17 protein-coding genes are annotated in these 18,642 nt (G+C 73.1%); 10 read left to right on the top strand and 7 right to left on the bottom strand.

All coding sequences use genetic code 11. The annotated features are described in order from the left end of the window. Positions 1 to 32 precede the first annotated feature (32 nt). The 4 genes from KBY32_RS34175 to KBY32_RS34160 all read left to right on the top strand — a co-directional run bounded on the left by KBY32_RS34175 (position 33) and on the right by KBY32_RS34160 (position 3,629). Positions 33 to 1,550, top strand: a complete 1,518-nt coding sequence (locus KBY32_RS34175; protein WP_210982807.1) for an NAD(P)/FAD-dependent oxidoreductase — start codon at positions 33 to 35, stop codon at positions 1,548 to 1,550. Beyond that, the gene (locus KBY32_RS34170; protein WP_210982806.1) at positions 1,547 to 2,464 is read left to right on the top strand and encodes an alpha/beta fold hydrolase; all 918 of its coding nucleotides are present in this window, start codon (positions 1,547 to 1,549) and stop codon (positions 2,462 to 2,464) included. Before KBY32_RS34175 ends, KBY32_RS34170 begins: the two co-directional genes overlap by 4 nt. Continuing rightward, positions 2,461 to 3,345 carry an SDR family oxidoreductase gene (locus tag KBY32_RS34165; protein ID WP_055624878.1) on the top strand — a complete coding sequence of 295 codons (885 nt, stop codon included), beginning with the start codon at positions 2,461 to 2,463 and terminating at the stop codon, positions 3,343 to 3,345. The genes KBY32_RS34170 and KBY32_RS34165 overlap by 4 nt, the downstream gene beginning before the upstream one ends. A gap of 86 nt (positions 3,346 to 3,431) precedes the next feature. Then, positions 3,432 to 3,629, top strand: a complete 198-nt coding sequence (locus KBY32_RS34160) for a hypothetical protein (protein WP_055624877.1) — start codon at positions 3,432 to 3,434, stop codon at positions 3,627 to 3,629. A gap of 82 nt (positions 3,630 to 3,711) precedes the next feature. On the opposite strand, the gene KBY32_RS34155 is transcribed toward KBY32_RS34160, so the two are convergent. Then, entirely contained in the window at positions 3,712 to 6,951 is a 3,240-nt protein-coding gene (locus tag KBY32_RS34155) for a S41 family peptidase (RefSeq protein WP_210982805.1), read from the bottom strand. 185 nt (positions 6,952 to 7,136) lie between these two features. On the opposite strand from KBY32_RS34155, the gene KBY32_RS34150 reads away from it, so the two are divergent. From KBY32_RS34150 to KBY32_RS34135, 4 genes are all read left to right on the top strand, one after another. Then, positions 7,137 to 7,736: a TetR/AcrR family transcriptional regulator gene (locus tag KBY32_RS34150; RefSeq protein ID WP_210982818.1), complete on the top strand. Its 600-nt coding sequence runs from the start codon at positions 7,137 to 7,139 to the stop codon at positions 7,734 to 7,736. Positions 7,737 to 7,839: 103 nt separating this feature from the next. Next, positions 7,840 to 10,071, top strand: coding sequence for an MMPL family transporter (locus KBY32_RS34145; RefSeq protein ID WP_210982804.1), 2,232 nt, complete (start codon positions 7,840 to 7,842; stop codon positions 10,069 to 10,071). A 135-nt stretch (positions 10,072 to 10,206) separates the two neighbouring features. After that, entirely contained in the window at positions 10,207 to 10,707 is a 501-nt protein-coding gene (locus KBY32_RS34140) for a YbaK/EbsC family protein (RefSeq protein ID WP_055624873.1), read from the top strand. After that, complete coding sequence (locus KBY32_RS34135) at positions 10,704 to 11,549, top strand: EamA family transporter (protein ID WP_055624872.1); 846 nt, start codon at positions 10,704 to 10,706, stop codon at positions 11,547 to 11,549. Before KBY32_RS34140 ends, KBY32_RS34135 begins: the two co-directional genes overlap by 4 nt. A gap of 14 nt (positions 11,550 to 11,563) precedes the next feature. Here KBY32_RS34135 and KBY32_RS34130 read toward each other — a convergent pair whose 3' ends face one another. Then, the gene (locus tag KBY32_RS34130) at positions 11,564 to 13,030 is read right to left on the bottom strand and encodes a metallophosphoesterase family protein (RefSeq protein ID WP_115508295.1); all 1,467 of its coding nucleotides are present in this window, start codon (positions 13,028 to 13,030) and stop codon (positions 11,564 to 11,566) included. 282 nt (positions 13,031 to 13,312) lie between these two features. Here KBY32_RS34130 and KBY32_RS34125 point away from each other — a divergent pair, with 282 nt between their 5' ends. Then, positions 13,313 to 13,762 (top strand): hypothetical protein, encoded by a 450-nt coding sequence (locus KBY32_RS34125; RefSeq protein WP_210982803.1) that lies wholly within the window; start codon positions 13,313 to 13,315, stop codon positions 13,760 to 13,762. On the opposite strand, the gene KBY32_RS34120 is transcribed toward KBY32_RS34125, so the two are convergent. Then, positions 13,724 to 14,206 (bottom strand): HIT family protein, encoded by a 483-nt coding sequence (locus KBY32_RS34120; protein WP_210982802.1) that lies wholly within the window; start codon positions 14,204 to 14,206, stop codon positions 13,724 to 13,726. The two genes, KBY32_RS34125 and KBY32_RS34120, sit on opposite strands and share 39 nt — an antisense overlap. 124 nt (positions 14,207 to 14,330) lie before the next feature. On the opposite strand from KBY32_RS34120, the gene KBY32_RS34115 reads away from it, so the two are divergent. Continuing rightward, positions 14,331 to 14,606: a DUF1876 domain-containing protein gene (locus tag KBY32_RS34115; protein WP_055624904.1), complete on the top strand. Its 276-nt coding sequence runs from the start codon at positions 14,331 to 14,333 to the stop codon at positions 14,604 to 14,606. Here the strand turns inward: KBY32_RS34115 and KBY32_RS34110 are convergent. From KBY32_RS34110 to KBY32_RS34095, 4 genes are all read right to left on the bottom strand, one after another. Beyond that, complete coding sequence (locus KBY32_RS34110) at positions 14,603 to 15,766, bottom strand: serine hydrolase domain-containing protein (RefSeq protein WP_210982801.1); 1,164 nt, start codon at positions 15,764 to 15,766, stop codon at positions 14,603 to 14,605. The genes KBY32_RS34115 and KBY32_RS34110 overlap by 4 nt on opposite strands. A 118-nt stretch (positions 15,767 to 15,884) precedes the next feature. Beyond that, complete coding sequence (locus KBY32_RS34105; RefSeq protein WP_210982800.1) at positions 15,885 to 16,643, bottom strand: energy-coupling factor ABC transporter ATP-binding protein; 759 nt, start codon at positions 16,641 to 16,643, stop codon at positions 15,885 to 15,887. After that, entirely contained in the window at positions 16,631 to 17,392 is a 762-nt protein-coding gene (gene cbiQ, locus KBY32_RS34100) for a cobalt ECF transporter T component CbiQ (protein ID WP_055624866.1), read from the bottom strand. The genes KBY32_RS34105 and cbiQ overlap by 13 nt, the downstream gene beginning before the upstream one ends. Before the next feature lies 1 nt (position 17,393). Beyond that, positions 17,394 to 18,449, bottom strand: a complete 1,056-nt coding sequence (locus KBY32_RS34095; RefSeq protein WP_210982799.1) for an energy-coupling factor ABC transporter permease — start codon at positions 18,447 to 18,449, stop codon at positions 17,394 to 17,396. Positions 18,450 to 18,642: the final 193 nt, after the last annotated feature.

The following is an 18,642-nucleotide window of genomic DNA, read 5'->3' as shown; positions in this document are numbered from 1 at the left end:
GCATGGTTCCGGTGGAGCAGGGAGGCACACGCATGGCCGAACGCGAACATGTGCGGGTCGCGGTGGTCGGGTCCGGGTTCGGCGGGCTGGGAGCGGCCGTACGGCTGCGGCGCGAGGGCGTCACGGACTTCGTCGTCCTGGAGCGGGCCGGCAGTGTCGGCGGCACCTGGCGGGACAACAGCTATCCGGGCTGCGCCTGCGACGTTCCGTCCCATCTGTACTCCTTCTCGTTCGCGCCCAACCCGGACTGGCCGCGCACCTTCTCCGGTCAGGAGCACATCCGGGCCTATCTGGAGCACGTCACCGACACCTTCGGGCTGCGGCCGCACATCCGCTTCGACACCGAGGTGAAGCGGATGACGTGGAACGCCGAGCGGCTGTGCTGGGACATCGAGACCAGCCGGGGCGAGCTCTCCGCCGATCTCGTCGTCTCCGCCACCGGGCCGCTGTCCGACCCGAAGATCCCCGAGATCCCGGGCCTGGACTCCTTCCCCGGCAAGGTGTTCCACTCGGCGCGCTGGGACCACGACTACGACCTGCGCGGCAAGCGCGTCGCGATGGTCGGCACGGGCGCGTCCGCCATCCAGATCGTGCCGTCGATCCAGCCCGAGGTGGAGCGGCTCACCCTCTTCCAGCGCACCCCGCCGTGGGTCATGCCGCGCATGGACCGGGCCATCAGCGGGGCGGAGCGCTCGCTGCACCGGGCGCTGCCGTTCACCAGCCGGCTGCGCCGGGGGGTGCTGTGGGGCATCCGGGAGCTTCAGGTGCAGGCGTTCACCAAGCACCCGAACGAGCTGGGCTTCATCGAGGGGCTGGCCAAGCGGAACATGGGCCGGGCGATCAAGGACCCGGAGCTGCGGGCCAAGCTGACCCCGGACTACCGCATCGGCTGCAAGCGGATCCTGCTGAGCAGCTCGTACTACCCGGCGCTCGCCCAGCCCAACGTGGACGTCGTCGCCAGCGGGCTCAGCGAGATCCGGGGCTCGACGCTGGTCGCCGCCGACGGCAGCGAGGCCGAGGTCGACGCGATCGTGTTCGGCACCGGGTTCCATGTCACCGACATGCCCATCGCCGAGCGGGTGGTGGGTGCGGAGGGCAAGACGCTCGCCGAGGCGTGGAAGGGCGGGATGGAGGCGCTGCGCGGCGCGTCCGCCGCCGGGTTCCCGAACTGGATGACCATCATCGGGCCCAACACGGGCCTCGGGAACTCGTCGATGATCCTGATGATCGAGTCCCAGCTGAACTACATGGCGGACTTCGTGCGCCAACTCGACGTCCTCGGCGGCCGGGTGGCGCTGGACGCCCGGCCGAGCGCGGTGCACGCCTGGAACCGCCGGGTGCAGCAGCGGATGACGCGGACCGTGTGGAACACGGGCGGCTGCACCAGCTGGTATCTGGACGCGCAGGGCCGCAACACCACCGTCTGGCCGGGGACGACCGCGGAGTTCCGGCGGGCGACCCGCCGGGTGGACCTCGCGGAGTACGCCGTCGTACGGCCCCCTGAGCCGGAGCGCGCGCCGAGCGGCGAGAGCGCGGAGGTCTCCGCATGAGCCGCCCGGTGAGTGTCGCCGAGGGGCCGTACGCCCCGCCCGTGCCCGTCCGGGAGCTGACGGTGGAGTCCGCAGACGGGGCGCGGCTGCATGTGGAGGTGCACGGCCCGGAGGGCGCGCCGGCCGTCGTCCTCGCGCACGGCTGGACCTGCTCGACGGCCTTCTGGGCGGCGCAGATCCGCGCCCTGGCCGTGGACCACCGGGTCGTCGCCTACGACCAGCGCGGTCACGGGCGCAGCCCGGCCGCCGCGGTGTGCAGCACGGACGGCCTCGCGGACGACCTGGAAGCCGTCCTGAAGGCCACGCTCGCCCCCGGCGAGAAGGCCGTCATAGCCGGGCACTCGATGGGCGGGATGACGGTGATGGCCGCCGCCGCCCGCCCGGCCTTCCGGGAGCACGCGGCCGCCGTCCTGCTGTGCAGCACGGGCGCGTCCCGGCTGGTCGCCGAGTCGGTGGTTCTGCCGCTGCGGGCGGGCCGGCTGCGGACCTGGCTGACCGGGCGGCTGCTCGGGTCGCGGGCGCCGCTCGGCCCGGTCACGGCGGCCGCCCGGGCGATCCTGAAGTACGCGACGATGGGCCCGCGTTCGGCTCCGGAGATGGTCGAGGCGTGCGCGCGGATCGTGCACGCCTGCCCGCGGACCGTGCGGCACGCCTGGTCGCGGGTGCTGTCCCTGCTCGATCTCGGCGACGGCATACGGGAGTTGACGGTCCCGGCGGCGGTCGTCGTCGGTACGGCCGACCGGCTCACCCCGCCGGTGCACGCCCGCTCGCTGGCCGAGGCGCTGCCGAACTGCGTCGGCGTGACCGAGCTTCCGGGGCTCGGGCACATGACGCCCATCGAGGCGCCCGAGCTGGTCACCGGGAAGATACGCGAACTCGTCACGACGTACACGCAGGTCAAGGAGGGTGCATGAGCAGGGTGAGCCTTGAGGGGCAGGTCGCCGTCGTCACCGGTGCGGCGCGCGGGGTCGGTGAGCTGCTCGCGCGCAAGCTGTCCGCGCGGGGCGCGTCGGTCGCGCTGGTGGGGCTGGAGCGGGACGCGCTCAAGCAGGTCTCCGAGCGGCTGCACGGCGACAGCGACCACTGGTACGCGGACGTCACCGACCACGAGGCGATGACGCGGGTCGCGCAGGAGGTCAAGGAGCGGTTCGGGAAGGTCGACATCGTGGTCGCCAACGCGGGTGTGGCGACCGGCGGGCCGTTCGCCGAGTCCGACCCGGAGTCCTGGCGGCGGGTCATCGAGGTCAATCTGATCGGGTCGGCGGTGACGGCGCGGGCGTTCCTGCCGGTGCTGATGGAGAGCCGCGGGTATCTGCTGCAGATCGCCTCGCTCGCCGCGATCACGCCGGCGCCGATGATGACGGCGTACTGCGCGTCCAAGTCCGGTGTGGAGGCGTACGCGCACAGTCTGCGGGCCGAAGTCGGCTACAAGGGCGTGCGGGTGGGCGTCGGCTATCTGTCGTGGACGGACACCGACATGGTGCGCGGCGCCGATCAGCACGATGTGATGCGGGAGTTGAGGCAGCGCCTTCCGTGGCCGTCGAACAAGACGTATCCGCTGGGCCCGGCGGTGGACCGGATCGTGGCCGGGATCGAGCGGCGCTCCAGCCATGTGTACGGGCAGTGGTGGCTGCGCGGCATGCAGGGGGTGCGCGGGTATCTGCCGGCGCTCATCGGGACGGTCGGGCAGCGGGAGATGCGGCGGTTCGCGGACCGGCTCGACGGGATGCGGACGGGCCTGGTCGGGGCGGGTGGCGCGGCCGACGAGGAGGCGAGGACTACACGGCGTGACTGATCGACATGCGCAGGGTTATCGCCCGTGTGAATCTGGTCGAGGCCCCAGCGAGGGGCCGATCCGACCCACTACGGGAGTGAACCCACATGGGCATGAAGGACCAGTTCAAGGAGAAGTCCGAGCAGCTCCAGGAGCGTGCGCGCCAGCACGGGCAGCAGGAGCGCCGTCCGCAGGAGCAGCCGGAGCGGGGCCGTCCGCCGCAGCGCCCGCAGCGTGACGAGGAGCCCGAGCGCATGCGCGAGCGTGAGGAAGACGAGCGCTTCGACCTCGACTACGACCGGTAGTCCGTCGGTTCGCTGAAACGCGGGGTGCCCCCGGCTCTGGTGGGTGCCCCGCGTTCGCGTGCACGGCCTGGGAGTGCACGGCCTACGACGCCGGGCGCGGTGGCAGTTTCGGCCGGGACCGGTCCGGTACGTGGGAGTAGTCCGGGGGTGTCGCCGCCGGGTGGGACTCCAGGAGTTCCAGAGCGAGTTCGACGGCGTCGGCGAGCTGGGCGTGGCGGCCCTCCGCCCAGTCCAGCGGGGTGCGCAGGACCTCGACGTCGGGGGTGACGCCCTGGTTCTCGACGGACCAGCCGTAGGCGTCGAACCAGGCCGCGTTCATCGGGACGGTGATCACCGTGCCGTCGCCGAGCCGGTGACGGCCCGTCATGCCGACGACCCCGCCCCAGGTGCGCTGCCCGACGACCGGTCCGAGGCGCAGCAGCTTGAACGCGGCGGTGATCATGTCGCCGTCGGAGGAGGTCGCCTCGTCGGCGAGGGCGACGATCGGGCCGCGGGGCGCGTCGGAGGCGTACGACACCGGCTGGGCGTTGCGGGTGAGGTCCCAGCCGATGATGGTCCGGGTCAGCTTCTCCACGACGAGCTCGCTGATGTGGCCGCCCGCGTTGCCGCGCACGTCCACGATGAGCGCGGGCCGGGACATCTCCATGCGCAGGTCGCGGTTGAACTGCGCCCAGCCCGAGCCGCCGAGGTCGGGGATGTGCAGATAGCCGCAGCGTCCGCCGCTCAGCTCCCGTACGACGGCCCGGCGTTTGGTGACCCAGTCCTGGTAGCGCAGCGGGCGTTCGTCGACGAGGGGGACGACGGCGACGCGGCGCGCGCGGCCGGCGACGCCCTCGGCCGGGGTGAAGGTCAGCTCCACCGTGGTGCCGCCGGCTCCGGCGAGCAGCGGGTACGGCCCGGTGTGGGGGTCGACGGGGCGGCCGTCGACATGGGTGAGCACGGCGCCCTCGCGGATGCCGGTGCCGGCCAGCGGGGAGCGGGCCTTGGAGTCGGAGGAGTCACCGGGCAGGATGCGCCGCACCGCCCAGCCGTCCTCGCGGCGCGCGAGGTTGGCGCCGAGCAGGCCCTGGCGGCGCTGGTAGTGCGGCGGGCCCTCGTTGCGGCGGGCGGCCGTGACATAGGCGTGGGAGGTGCCGAGCTCGCCCAGCACCTCGCGGAGCAGGTCGGCGAACTCGTCGGGGGTGGCGACGCGTTCGACGAGCGGGCGGTACTGGTCGAGGACGGCGTCCCAGTCGATGCCGCACATGCCGGGGTCCCAGAAGTACGCCCGGATCAGCCGTCCGGCCTCGGCGTACGCCTGCCGCCACTCGGCCGCCGGGTCGGCCTCGTGCAGGATGCGGCGGGTGTCGATCCACACCGTGCTGTCGCTGTCGCCGGACTCGCTGGCGGGGACGGCCCGCAGGTCGCCCTCGTCGACGACCACCAGCCGGGTGCCGTCGCCGCTGACCGCGAACCAGTCGAGGTGGCCGACCAGTTCGGTCTTCTTCGCCTTGCCGATGGAGAAGTGCTCCAGGGTGGGGCGGCCGGTCATGTCGTCGGGGTTGGCGAAGGTCTCGCCGAGCGCGCCCGAGATCGGCCAGCGCAGCCACACCAGTCCGCCGCCGGAGACCGGGTGCAGTGCCGAGTACTTGGAGGCGGTCACCGGGAACGGGGTGACACGGCTGGCCAGGCCCTCGGTCTCCACGGTCGTCGTGCCGGGGTCGCCGACCTCGTCGTCGGCCAGCGGGTCCAGGCCCCCGGCGGCGGGCCGGCCCTCCGGGGTCAGGGCGAACGGGGAGGGGGTGGCCGAGGAGAGCGGGACCAGGTAGGGGCGGCAGCCCAGCGGGAAGGACAGGTCGCCGGTGTGCACGTCGTAGACCGGGTCGAAGCCCCGCCAGGACAGGAACGCGAGATAGCGGCCGTCGCGGGTGAAGACCGGGTTCTCGTCCTCGAAGCGGCCGTCGGTGACGTCGACGATCAGCCGGTCCTTCATCCGGGCCAGCTTGATCTGGCGCAGGGTGCGGCCGATGCCGGGGTGCGACCAGGTCAGCCAGCCGCCGTCGGGGGAGAAGGCGAGGTCGCGCACGGGTCCGTTCACGGACCGGATCAGCTCGGTGACCTCGCCGTTGGATTCCTCGGTCGCGTCGAGGACGAGCAGCCGGCCGTCGTGGGCGGCGATCGCGAGCCGTTCACCGCGGGGGTCGGCGACCATCTCCAGGACCCGCCCCAGCTCGCCGGAGGCCAGCCGGCGCGGCTCCCGGTCGCCGGTGGCGCGGGGGAGGTAGGCGATCTCGACGGCGTCCTCGCCGTCCGCGTCGGTGACGTAGGCGACCTGGCCGACGGAGCCCAGCATCTCCGGGAGGCGGACCCGTACGCCCGGGGTGTCGGTGATGGTGCGGGCGGGGCCGTCGCGATGGGTCAGCCAGTACAGGCTGCCCCGGACGACGACGGCGCTGGCCCGGCCGGTCTCGTCCACGGAGACGCCGTCGACGTGCTGGGCGGCCGGCACCTGGTACGGGCGGCGGCCCGCCGCCGGGCCGCTGAGCCGTACGTCGAGCCGGCGGGGCTCGGAGTCGGCCGCGAGGTCGTCCACGATCCACAGGTCGCCCGCGCACTGGTACACCACCCGGGTGCCGTCGCTCGCCGCGTGCCGGGCGTAGAAGGCGTCGTGGTCGGTGTGCCGGAGCAGGTCCGAGCCGTCGTGGGCGCAGGAGTAGAGGTTGCCGACGCCCTCGTGGTCGGAGAGGAAGGCGATGCGGTCCCCGACGAACATCGGGGAGTGCAGATGCCCGTCGAGGCCTTCGAGCAGCCGTTGGCAGTGCAGCCACAGCCGGCCGGTGGCGCCGCCGCGGTAGCGCTTCCAGTACGCCGGTTCGTGCGGCGGGGTGCCGGTGAGCAGCAGGGTGCGGCGCTCGCCTTCGAAGTCGGCGACCTGGATGTCGGAGCAGGGGCCCCAGGGGAGCTTGCGGCCGGGCTCGCCGTCGGGGCGTACCTGGTAGGCGAACGTGTAGTGGGAGAAGGGCTCGCCGTGGGAGGCGACGGCGAGGATCACCCCGTCGGGTGTCCAGCCGCAGACCTGGGTGTCGGCGGAGCCCCAGTGGGTGAGCCGGGTGGTGGCGCCGCCGTCGACGGGGACGAGGTGGATCTCGGGGACGAGGGTGCGCCAGCTCGTGTACGCGATGTGCCGGCCGTCGGGGGAGAAGCGGGGGTGGCCGGTCTTGGCGCGGTCCACGGTGAGGCGCCAGGCCCGGCCCGGGGCGTCGAGGGGGGCCAGCCACAGGTCGTCCTCGGCCACGAAACACAGCAGGTCGCCGCTCAGATGCGGTAGGCGCAGGTAGCTCACCTCCCCATGCTTCGCCCGGGGACTGGAGGGGGCAACTCGTGACATACCGGCCATCCGAAGCCGCGCCATGGCCGAAAGGAGTGCGTGACCCAGAACACGAACGAAACCGTTTCGTTTCGTTAGCGTCGTGCGCTATCGTCTTAGGTGTACGAAACCGTATCGTTCGGAGGAGAGGGGTGGCAGCGATGACCGAGGTGTCCACGACACGGCGTTCCCGCATCACCCCCGAGCGCGAGGCCGAGCTGTACGCGGCCGTGCTCGAACTCCTCCGGGAGGTCGGCTACGACGCCCTCACCATGGACGCCGTGGCGGCCCGCACCCGGTCCAGCAAGGCGACGCTCTACCGCCAGTGGGGCGGCAAGCCGGAGCTGGTGGTCAAGGCGATCCGGCACAACAAGCCGGGCAACGTCTCCGAGATCGACACCGGGTCCCTGCGGGGCGACCTGCACGCCCTGACGTCCCAGGAGGACGACTGCACCATGCAGCAGAACGCCGCGCTGATGCGGGGTCTGTTCATGGCGGTGCACAACAACCCCGACCTCCTGCAGGCGTTCAAGGAACTCCTCATCGAACCCGAGATGGAGGAGTTCCGGCGGATCCTGCAGCGGGCCGTCGAGCGCGGCGAGGTCCGCCCCGACCGCCCGGCGCTCGACTACGTCGTGCACATGCTGGTCGGCGCCTTCGCCACCCGGTCCCTGATCGACGACCGGCCGCCGACGAAGGCCTTCCTCACGTCCTACATCGACGCCGTCGTCCTCCCCGCCCTCGGCGTCCCCGTCAGCTGACGAGCCCTCCCCACGCAAGCCCTTACCTGACGTAACCGCTCACGTCGTCGGGCTGATCACCCCTGCCCAGAACCAACACACGACCTGACCGGGAGACGCCCTCGTGGCCACGTTCCTGTACAAACTCGGCCGGCTCGCCTTCAGGCGACGCCATTTCGTCGCCCTCATCTGGGTCGCGCTGCTCGCCGTCGCCGGCGTCGGCGCGGCCACCGCCCCGAGCGCGGGCAGCACGTCCTTCTCGATCCCCGGCACCGAGGCGCAGAAGGCCTTCGACCTGCTGGACGAACGGTTCCCCGGGATGAGCGCCGACGGCGCCACCGCCCGGGTCGTCTTCAAGGCGCCGGACGGCCAGAAGATGACGGACGCCGGCAACAAGGCGGCCGTGGAGGACACCGTCCGGGAGCTGTCCGACGGCTCCGAGGTCGCCTCCGTCGCCGACCCGTACACCGCGAACGCCGTCAGCAAGGACGGCACGACCGCGTACGCCTCCGTGAAGTACAAGGTCTCCGGCATGGAGCTGGAGGACACCTCGCGCGAGGCCCTCGAGGACGCCGCGCAGGACGCCCGTGACGCCGGACTGACCGTCGAGGTCGGCGGTGACGCCCTCCAGACGACCCCCGAGACCGGGGCCACCGAGGTCATCGGCATCGCGATCGCCGCGGTCGTCCTCGTCATCACCTTCGGCTCCCTGATAGCGGCCGGGCTCCCGCTGCTGACCGCCCTGATCGGCGTCGGCATCGGCATCTCCACGATCACCGCCCTGGCGAGCGCGCTGGAGCTGGGCTCCACCACCTCGACCCTGGCGACGATGATCGGCCTCGCTGTCGGCATCGACTACGCCCTGTTCATCGTCTCCCGCTACCGGGCCGAACTCGCCGAGGGCCGCGACCGCGAGGAGGCCGCCGGACGGGCCGTGGGCACCGCCGGATCCGCCGTGGTCTTCGCCGGACTGACCGTCGTCATCGCCCTGGTCGGCCTGTCCGTCGTCAACATCCCGATGCTCAGCAAGATGGGCATCGCCGCCGCCGGCACCGTCGTCATCGCGGTCCTGATCGCCCTGACGATGATCCCCGCGCTGCTCGGCTACGCCGGCCGCCGGGTCCGGCCCGCCGGCGCCAAGAGCCGCTGGATGGGCGGCCGGCGCGCCGAGCGCAAGGCCGCGTCCGGCACCGCCAAGCCCAACATGGGCACCCGCTGGGCGAGTTTCGTCGTCCGCCGCCCGGTCGCCGTGCTGCTGCTCGGTGTGCTCGGCCTCGGCGCCGCCGCCGTCCCCGCGACCTCCCTGGAGCTCGGCCTCGGCGACGACGGCTCCCAGCCGACGTCCACCACCCAGCGCCGCGCCTACGACCTGCTCTCCGACGGCTTCGGACCCGGCTTCAACGGACCGCTGATGGTCGTGGTCGACGCCCGCGGCACCGACGACCCGAAGGCCGTCTTCGGCGATGTCGGCAACACCATCGAGCGGCTGGACGACGTGGCCACGGTGACGCCGGCCGCGCCCAACAAGGCCGGCGACACCGCCACCATCACCGTCATCCCGAACGCCAAGCCGTCGTCGGTCACCACCGAGGACCTGGTGCACTCCATCCGCGACGAGGGCGCCCGCATCCAGGCCGACACCGGCTCGACCGTCCTGGTCACCGGCTCGACCGCGATGAACATCGACGTCTCGCAGAAGCTGAACGACGCCCTGCTGCCGTATCTGGCGCTGGTGGTCGGCCTGGCCTTCCTGCTGCTGATCGTGGTGTTCCGCTCGGTCCTCGTCCCGCTCAAGGCGGCCCTCGGGTTCCTGCTGAGCGTGCTCGCCGCCCTCGGCGCGGTCGTCGCCGTCTTCCAGTGGGGCTGGTTCGCGGGCCTGCTCGGCGTCGAGGAGACCGGACCGGTCATGTCGATGATGCCGATCTTCATGGTCGGCGTGGTCTTCGGCCTCGCCATGGACTACGAGGTGTTCCTCGTGACCCGGATGCGCGAGGCGTACGTCCACGGCGAGAAGCCGAGCCAGGCGGTCGTCACCGGCTTCCGGCACGGCGCCCGGGTCGTCACCGCGGCCGCGGTGATCATGATGGCGGTCTTCGCCGGGTTCATCGGCTCCAGCGAGTCCATGGTCAAGATGATCGGCTTCGGCCTGGCGATCGCGGTGTTCTTCGACGCCTTCGTCGTCCGCATGGCCATCGTCCCGGCCGTCCTCGCCCTGCTCGGCAAGCGGGCCTGGTGGCTGCCGAAGTGGCTGGACCGCGCCCTGCCCAACGTGGACGTGGAGGGCGAGGGCCTGCGCACCCCCGAGGACGGCAAGGACACCGACCCCGACGCGGACCGCGCGCCCGCCCTCGTCTGACACGCGGGCGGCCGGCCAGGACCGGCCGGTGAGGGCTCCGTGGGGACGGGGCGCCCTCACCGGCCTTCCGCCGTGCCGGTCCGGACCGCGAAACGTCCTCGCGTGGCCCGTACACGCACCGCTAGCGTGCCGTGCATGACGACGACCGACAGCCCGGGCTCCGGAGCCCACCCCCGATTCGCCGAGGCCCTGCACGAACTGGGCCTCGGCGAACTGCTGCCCCGCGTCCGCCGCTTCCCGGACGCCACCCGCACCGCCGCCGAGGCCGCCGCCGCGATCGGCTGCGAGCTCAGCGAGATCTGCAAGTCCCTGATCTTCGCCGCCGACGGCGTCCCCGTCCTGGTCCTCATGGACGGCGCCTCCCGGGTCGACCTCGAACGGGTACGGGAGGAACTCGGCGCCGGGAAGGTCACCCGCGCCAAGGCCGACGTCGTCCGCGAGACCACCGGATATGTCATCGGGGGCGTGCCGCCCTTCGGGCACCGCACCCGCACCCGGGTCCTCGCCGACCGGTCGCTGCTGGAGCACGACGTGGTGTGGGCCGCCGCAGGGGACCCGCACACCGTCTTCCCCATCGGGCCCAAGGACCTGATCGCCCACGCCGGAGCCGCCCTCGTCGACGTGCGCGAGCAGTGACGCCCCTGGTCGCCGGCGCCGTCCTGCTCGCCGCCGTCACCCACGCCGGCTGGAACGCCATCGCGCACCGCATCGCCGACAAGCTCGTCGGGTTCACCCTCATCGCGGGCGGCGGGGTGCTCATCGGGATCGCCCTGATGCCCTTCGGGACGTTCCCGGCGGCGGGCGCCTGGCCGTATCTGCTGGCGTCGGCGGTCGTCCACGTCCTGTACTTCGCGCTGCTGATGACGTCCTTCCGGCTCGGTGACTTCGGGCAGGCCTACCCGCTCGCCCGGGGCACCGCGCCGCTCGTGGTCGCCGTCCTCGCCGCCGTCTTCGCCCACGAGGTGCCGGACGGCTGGGCGGCCGCAGGGATCGCCCTGTCCTGCGCGGGCCTGACCGGGGTCGCCCTGTGGGGGCTGCGCGGACGTCGGCCGGACTGGGCCGCGATCGGCGCCGCCCTCGCCACCGGGCTGAGCATCGCCGCGTACACCGTGCTCGACGGGCTAGGCGTCCGCGCGTCCGGGTCGTCCCTCGGCTACATCGCCTGGCTGATGACGCTCGAAGGGCTCGCGGTCCCGGCGTACGCGCTGTGGCGCTGGCGCGGGTCGGCCCTGGCCGTGCTGCGCCCGTACGCGGGGCTGGGGCTGCTCGGCGCCGCCCTGTCTGTCACCGCGTACGCCCTGGTCCTGTGGGCGCAGACCCGGGCCGCACTCGCGCCGGTCGCGGCGCTGCGCGAGTCCTCCATCATCGTCGGCGCCGCCATCGGGGCCGTCTTCTTCAAGGAGCGCTTCGGGGCGCCGCGTATCGCGGCCGCGTTCCTGCTGGTCGCCGGGATAGGACTGATGCTGCACACCGGGTGACCCGGCGGGCGGGCTCAGAGCCGGCCCGTGATCCCCGACAGGTCACGGACCGTCACGCTGTTGCGGTCCGCGACCGAGCGGCCCAGCGAGTGGTGCGGCCACAGACCCCCGGCCACGCGCCGGCTGCGCTCGCTCCACTGACGGGCCGCCAGATCGCCCGCCTTGTAGTGGTTCAGGGCGAAGCCGCCGGAGTGGACGCGCAGCAGGGTGAAGCCGCCCGGGTACTCCTTGGCCGCCGCGACCTCCTGCTGGGTGACATGCGGGGCGCGCGCCAGCACCGTCCGCTTGTTGCGGTGTGTGTGGCCGGCGTGGTGCAGGAAGACGCCCGGGGCGTCCGCGTAGGCGTCGAGGACGGAACCGGCCTGCCGGCGGTCCAGGCAGTGCCCGCGCGTCACCGGGAACAGCGAGTCCCGCACGGTCAGCGGATGATGCCCGAACACCAGCGTCGGCTGGTCGGGCTGCTCCCTCAACCGCTGCTGGAACCAGGCCAGTTGCTCCCGGCCGAGGCCGCCCGCGTCGGCGCCGTTGCCCGCCCTGACATAGGTGTCGAGGCCGACGACCCGCAGCCCGCCGAGGTCGCGCGTGAACCAGCCGGGGCCGTCGCCGTCCACGAACGCGGTGGCGAAGGTGCCCTCCGCGGAACGGTCGTGGTTGCCGCGCACGACGAAGTAGTCCCGCCCGCGGGTGCCGAACCCGTCGAGGATGCGCCGGGCCTCCGCGAGGTCGTGCGCCGCACCGCCGGCCGAGATGTCGCCGCCGGCGAGCAGCACGTCCGCGCCGCGCCGCCGGGCCTCCTCGACCAGCGCCCGCGACATGATCTCCGGATACGGCTCCCGGCCCGGCTGCTGAAGGACCCCGCGCAGCAGCGGCAGCCCGCCGACCAGCCCGGCGGTGGTCTCGCCGAGGTGCAGGTCGTTGCAGAGCGCGACGGACAGCAGATGCCGGCCGGGCGGCGGCTGCGGGGTCGTGAACGAGTACGGCCCGCCGCGGGTGCCGAGCCCGAACGCCGAGGTGCCGACCGCGTTGCCGCGCACCAGGTGCAGCGAGGTCGGCGTCGCGGCGACCCCGCGCGAACGGGCCTGGTAGTAGTACGTCTGCCCCGGCTCCAGGCCTGTGAGCTCCACCTGGTGATGGGCGGTGGGCGGGCCGCCGGACGCCACCCGGTTCAGCCGGGACGGATGGGTGCCGTAGACGACCTCGCCCTCGGTGACGGCGGGCAGCGGGCGGCCCGCGCCGTCGTCGGTGCCGGGGACACCGGTGAACCAGGTGACGACCGCGCGGTCCTCGGTGAGCGTGACCAGTTCCAGATGGACGGCCGCCAGATCGTCGGGGTGCGCGGCGCGGACCCGCCGGCGGGCCGTGGCCGCCGACCGCAGCAGGGCGGGGGCCAGCCGCGCCCCGGAGCGCAGCACCTCACCGGGGCCGGGCAGGGCCGACAGGGCGGCGAGAGCGGGGAGATGGGCGGAGAAGCAGCAGCGCATGGCCTCGGTGCGGCCCTGTGCGGGGGACGGGACGAGAGGCGCCGTCGGCGGGGCCAGAGCCGGTGCGCGACCCTCCCATGGAAGCAGGGCGGGAGCGCCTTCGGCGGTCCCTGTGCCGAGTGTCACCTGATCCCGGGTTGCCGGATGGACACCGGGTAAACGTGCGTCGGCTGGGGCGGACGTGGCGTCCGGATCGGGCCGTTCGACTGTCCGGGACCGGCCCCTCGGGCCGCCCGCCGCACTACGATCGTCCCGGCGGACGGTTCACCGAGGGGGCGGGCAGTGACGGCGCTGAGCGAGGGGTCGGACGCGGGGGTCGGCGGCCGGGAGCCCCTGCCTCCGGACCGGATCAAGCACCTCGAGTTCATCCAGGCCACCATCACGCGGATGGGCACCAACTCCTTCCTGGTGAAGGGCTGGGCGCTGACCCTGGCCGCCGGTCTGCTCGCGCTGTCGGCGAGCCGGATGAGCTGGCACCTCGCGGCCGTCGGCGTGCTGCCGCTGCTGTGCTTCTGGTACCTCGACTGCTTCTTCCTGCGCCAGGAGCGGGCCTTCCGCCGCCTCTACGACGACGCCCGCCGCCCCGGCAGCACCGTCGAGCCGCTCTCCATGAACGTGGCGTCCTATCTGGGCGCCATGCCCTGGCGGGAGGTCTGGGTCACGCCGACCCTGCTGCTGTTCTACTCGCCGCTGTTACTGGCCGACCTCGCGCTTGTCGTCCTCGCCCTCTGAGCCGGCGCGGGCGGCGTCCGCGACCCGGGCCGCGAGCGCGTCCGCGGCGGCGTCGTCGGCGAACCGGAAACCGGCGCCGGCGGCCGGCCACAGCCGTCCCATCGCGTCCCCGGCCCGGCGCGGCACCAGATGCACATGGGTGTGGAACACCGTCTGCGTGGCCGCCTCGCCCGCCGAGGAGACGACGTTCATCCCGTCCGGCGCGAGCACCGAGCGCAGCGCCCGGCCCACCCGCAGCACCGTCCGCATCACATGCCGGGCCGTCGTGTCGTCCATCGCCCACAGGTCCGCCGAGTGCCGCCGGGGCACCACCAGGGTGTGGCCGAGGGTGGCCGGCTCCAGCGGGAAGAACGCCACGGTGTGCGGGTCCTCGTGGACCAGCCGCGTCCCGGCGGTCCCGGCCGCGATCTCACAGAACACGCAGGGCTGTTCGTCCCCGGGCATGGGCTTTCCCCGTTCGTCGGCGGTGTGCGGTGGCGGCCACTGTACGAGCGCCCCGCCCCGGCCCTTCTGGCGAGCCGGTCCGTGAAGGAGCACCCTGGAAGCAGGTCTTCCGGAGGTGATCGTCATGATGCACACCGCAGTGGGATGGCATGTCGAGATGGAGTTCGTGGAGGACGACCAGCACACGCGGGCGGCCGCGCTGGTACGGCTCCCCGACGGCACCGAGGTACGCGGCCACGGGCACGCCACCCGGCACCACACGGACTCCTACCAGCCCCGGGTGGGCGAGGAGATCGCCGGTGCCCGCGCGCTGAACGAGCTGGCGACGCAGATGCTGAACAAGGCGCACAGCGAGATCGACGCCGCGTCGGGCCGCACCTCGCACCCGATCAACGTCTAGGGGGTGTCCAGCGAAGTCCTCACCGCGCGGATCAGCGCCTGCGCCCTCGGGTCCGCCGTCACCGTCCTGCGGAAGCCGTTCGTCACATAGCCGAAGGCGATGCGCGCCTCCGGGTCGGCGAAGCCGAGGGCACCGCCGCGCCCGGGATGCCCGAACGAGCCGGGGCCCAGCAGCGGCGCCGCGGTGCCGTGCAGCATGTACCCCAGACCGAAACGGGTGTTGACGACCAGGACGCGGTCCGGGCCCGACGACTCCTCGGCGCGGGCCAGGTCCACCGTCGCCGGGTCGAACAGCCGCACCCCGTCGACCTCGCCGATCAGCGCCGCGTAGAAGCGGGCCAGCGCGTCGGCCGTCGCGATGCCGTTCGTGGCGGGGAGCGCGGCCGCGCGGTACGCGGGGTCGTTCTGGTCGGGGAAGGGGCTGATCGCGGCGAACGCGCGACGCGTGAGGGAGTCAGGGTCCTCGTAGGCCGCGGTCACCGACCGCTTCGGCCGGGCCCGCAGCGCGCCCGCCGGCTCCGGCCCGTCCACCCGCCCGGTACGGCCGACCCGGCCGGCCACCTCCTCAGGCAGCCCCAGCCACAGATCGAGCCCCAGCGGGCCCGCCACCTCCTCGGCGAGCCACTCGCCGGTCCAGCGGCCCGTCACCCGTCGCACCAGCCCGTCCAGCAGCCAGCCGTACGTCAGCGCGTGATAGCCGTGCGCGGTGCCGGGCTCCCACACGGGGCGCTGCGCGGCGACCGCCGCCGGACCGCGCTCGGGGTCCAGGGCCTCCTGCGGGGTGAGCGGCACGTCCAGGACCGGGAGCCCGGCACGATGGCCGAGGACGTGCCGGACCAGCAGCCGCTCCTTGCCGTGCGCCTTGAACTCCGGCCAGTACGCCGCCACCGGCGCGTCCAGGTCGAGTTCCCCGCGCTGGTGCAGCAGCAGGGCCACGGCCGCGGCGACCCCCTTGGTGGCCGAGCGCACGACCTGCGCGGTGCCGCGCTCCCAGGGCTCGGTGCCGTCGACGTCCCGGGTGCCCGCCCACAGGTCGACGACCCGCCGCCCGTCGCGGTACACGGCGACGGCCGCGCCCCGCTCGCCGAGCCCGGTGAAGTTCCGCGCGAAGGCGTCCCTGACCGGCTCGAAGCCCTCGGCGACCGTGCCGTTCACATCCACGCGCGTGCTCCCTCGACGACCACCCGGCGCCCCCGTGGCGCCTGCGGTGTCCAGTCCAACATGGGTGTGCCACCTTCGATTCCGAAGTGTGGCCGACGTCTCGCGGGGAGGGTGGAGGTCAGGCGCCCGTGGGCACCGAGCGCGGGTCGAAGCCGTACGGCAGCTCCAGGCGGTGGGCGCCCATCAGCGCGTCGTCGGCGAGGAGTTCACGGGTCGGGCCGTCCGCCGCGATCACGCCCTCGCTGAGGATCAGCGACCGGGGGCACAGCTCCAGCGCGTACGGCAGGTCGTGGGTGACCATGAGGACGGTGACGTCCAGGGAGCGCAGGATGTCGGCGAGTTCGCGGCGGGAGGCCGGGTCCAGGTTGGAGGACGGCTCGTCCAGGACGAGGATCTCCGGCTCCATCGCGAGCACCGTGGCGACCGCGACCCGGCGCCGCTGCCCGAACGACAGATGGTGCGGCGGGCGGTCCTTGAACTCGGCCATGCCGACCCGTTCCAGCGCCCGGTCGACGCGGGCCTCCAGCTCGGCGCCCTTCAGCCCGGCGGCGGCCGGGCCGAACGCCACGTCCTCGCGGACCGTCGGCATGAACAGCTGGTCGTCCGGGTCCTGGAAGACGATCCCGACCCGGCGCCGGATCTCCGCCATGTGCTCCCGGCCCACGGGCAGCCCGGCGACCCGGACCGTGCCGGTGCCGCCGCTCAGGATGCCGTTGAGGTGCAGCACGAGAGTCGTCTTGCCGGCGCCGTTCGGGCCGAGCAGCGCGACCCGTTCGCCGCGCTCGATGGAGAAGTCGACGCCGAACAGGGCCTGATGCCCGTCGGGGTAGGCGAAGGCGAGGCCACGGACCTCGAGGGAAGCGGTCACAGGGTCCATCCCAGCAGACAGACGACGAGGGCGGAAAGCGGGAGGGTCAGGGCGTACGACCACTGCGCCCGGGACGCGGTGACCTCGTCGATCACCGGCATCGTCCCGGCGTACCCGCGGCTGACCATGGCCAGGTGGACGCGCTCGCCGCGTTCGTAGGAGCGGATGAACAGGGCACCGGCCGACTTGGCGAGCACCCCCCAGTGCCGTACGCCCTTCGCCTCGAAGCCGCGGGACTCGCGCGCGATGCGCATCCGGCGCATCTCGTCGGCGATGACGTCGCCGTAGCGGACCATGAAGGACGCGATCTGCACGAGCAGCGGCGGCAGCTTCAGCCGCTGCAGGCCGAGCAGCAGCTCCCGCAGTTCGGTGGTGGAGGCGAGCAGCACCGAGGCGGCGACCCCGAGGGTGCCCTTGGCCAGCACGTTCCAGGCGCCCCACAGGCCGCCGACGCTCAGCGACAGGCCCAGCACCTCGACGCGTTCGCCCTCCGCCACGAACGGCATGAGCACCGCGAACGCGACGAACGGCACCTCGATCAGCAGCCGCTTCAGCAGAAAGCCGGCGGGCACGCGCGCGACGTACGCGACGACGCCGAGCAGCACGGCGTACAGGCCGAACGCCCACATCGCCTCGCGCGGTGTGGAGACCACGACGACGACGAACGCGAACGTCGCGGCCAGCTTGGTGTGCGGCGGCAGACCGTGCACGGGTGAGTGCCCGTGCCGGTACAGCCGGTGCGCGTGCCCCGCCCCCATGTCAGGCGCCGCTCGTGCTCGCCGGGGAGACGTCGGCGGGACCGGCGGCGCGGCGCCGGCGCACGGCCCAGAACACCGCGCTGCCCGCGACGACGGTGACCCCGACGCCGATCACGCCCGCGAGACCGCCGGACAGCCGGGCGTCGGTGACGTCCTTGACGCCGTAGTCGGCGAGCGGGGAGTCGGCGACGGCGTGGTCCTCGGCCTTCTTGTCGATGCCGTGGTCGGCGGCGACCTTCTCCAGGCCGTCGGGGCTGGCGGAGGCGTAGAAGCTGACGAAGCCGGCGAGGACCAGGGAGGTCACCAGGCCGACCGCCCAGATCTTGCGCGGGGAGCGGGCGGCGACCGGGGCCGGCTCGGCGGCGGGAGCGTCGACGAGTTCGCCGTTGACCCGCAGCCTCAGCCGCTGCCTCAGATCACGGGCGCCGTACACGAGGTCGGGGCGTACGGCGACGACGGCGCCGACCGTCAGGGCGGTGATCGTGGCCTCGCCGAGGCCGATCAGGACGTGCACGCCGACCATGGCGGTCAGGACCTTGCCGAGGGAGACGTCGGTGGTGCCGCCGACCGCGAACATCAGCGTGAAGGCGAGCGCCGCCGCCGGGACGGACAGCAGGGCCGCGGCGAAGGAGGCGACGGTGATGGAGCGGCGGCCGCGCGGGAGCACCTTCACCAGGAGCCGGAAGACGGCGTAGGCGACGACGGTCGTGACGATCGCCATGTTGGTGATGTTCACTCCGAGCGCGGTCAGGCCGCCGTCCGCGAACAGGATGCTCTGCATGAGCAGGACCACCGACACGCACAACACGCCTGTATAGGGCCCGACGAGGATCGCCGCGAGGGCGCCGCCGAGCAGATGGCCACTGGTGCCGGCCGCGACGGGGAAGTTGAGCATCTGGACGGCGAAGATGAACGCGGCGACCAGGCCGGCGAGCGGGGCGGTGCGTTCGTCGAGCTCGCGCCGGGCACCGCGCAGGCTCACGGCGACCGCGGCCGCGGCGACCACGCCGGTCACGGCGGAGGTGGGGGCGTCTATGAATCCGTCAGGTACGTGCACCGTACGATGATAGTGGCTTAATGCGAACGGTTCGCAAGAGCGAGGCGGTGTTCATTGCGGCCACGCTCGCGGTGGGGCGTCCGGGCATGATTCGGCCCACATCTGAGCCCGATCCGGCTACGACGAGCGGAATCGGGAAGATGTGCGACATTGGAGAAGGAGCGGAGGCACAGCCTTCGCACAGGTCACGCGT

The organism is Streptomyces sp. RK62 (assembly GCF_018070255.1).
Taxonomy (GTDB): Bacteria; Actinomycetota; Actinomycetes; order Streptomycetales; family Streptomycetaceae; genus Streptomyces; species Streptomyces nigra.
Note: the sequence above shows the minus strand (reverse complement) of the source record. Positions and strands in the feature narration are given on the sequence as shown.

Excerpts from the sequence above, each read along its gene's own strand:
- KBY32_RS34175 (WP_210982807.1), top strand. The coding sequence starts at position 33 with ATGGCCGAACGCGAACATGTGCGGGTCGCGGTGGTCGGGTCCGGGTTC.
- KBY32_RS34170 (WP_210982806.1), top strand. The coding sequence starts at position 1,547 with ATGAGCCGCCCGGTGAGTGTCGCCGAGGGGCCGTACGCCCCGCCCGTG.
- KBY32_RS34165 (WP_055624878.1), top strand. The coding sequence starts at position 2,461 with ATGAGCAGGGTGAGCCTTGAGGGGCAGGTCGCCGTCGTCACCGGTGCG.
- KBY32_RS34160 (WP_055624877.1), top strand. The coding sequence starts at position 3,432 with ATGGGCATGAAGGACCAGTTCAAGGAGAAGTCCGAGCAGCTCCAGGAG.
- KBY32_RS34150 (WP_210982818.1), top strand. The coding sequence starts at position 7,137 with ATGACCGAGGTGTCCACGACACGGCGTTCCCGCATCACCCCCGAGCGC.
- KBY32_RS34140 (WP_055624873.1), top strand. The coding sequence starts at position 10,207 with ATGACGACGACCGACAGCCCGGGCTCCGGAGCCCACCCCCGATTCGCC.
- KBY32_RS34130 (WP_115508295.1), bottom strand. The coding sequence starts at position 13,030 with ATGCGCTGCTGCTTCTCCGCCCATCTCCCCGCTCTCGCCGCCCTGTCG.
- KBY32_RS34120 (WP_210982802.1), bottom strand. The coding sequence starts at position 14,206 with ATGCCCGGGGACGAACAGCCCTGCGTGTTCTGTGAGATCGCGGCCGGG.
- KBY32_RS34115 (WP_055624904.1), top strand. The coding sequence starts at position 14,331 with ATGATGCACACCGCAGTGGGATGGCATGTCGAGATGGAGTTCGTGGAG.
- KBY32_RS34105 (WP_210982800.1), bottom strand. The coding sequence starts at position 16,643 with ATGGACCCTGTGACCGCTTCCCTCGAGGTCCGTGGCCTCGCCTTCGCC.
- cbiQ (WP_055624866.1), bottom strand. The coding sequence starts at position 17,392 with ATGGGGGCGGGGCACGCGCACCGGCTGTACCGGCACGGGCACTCACCC.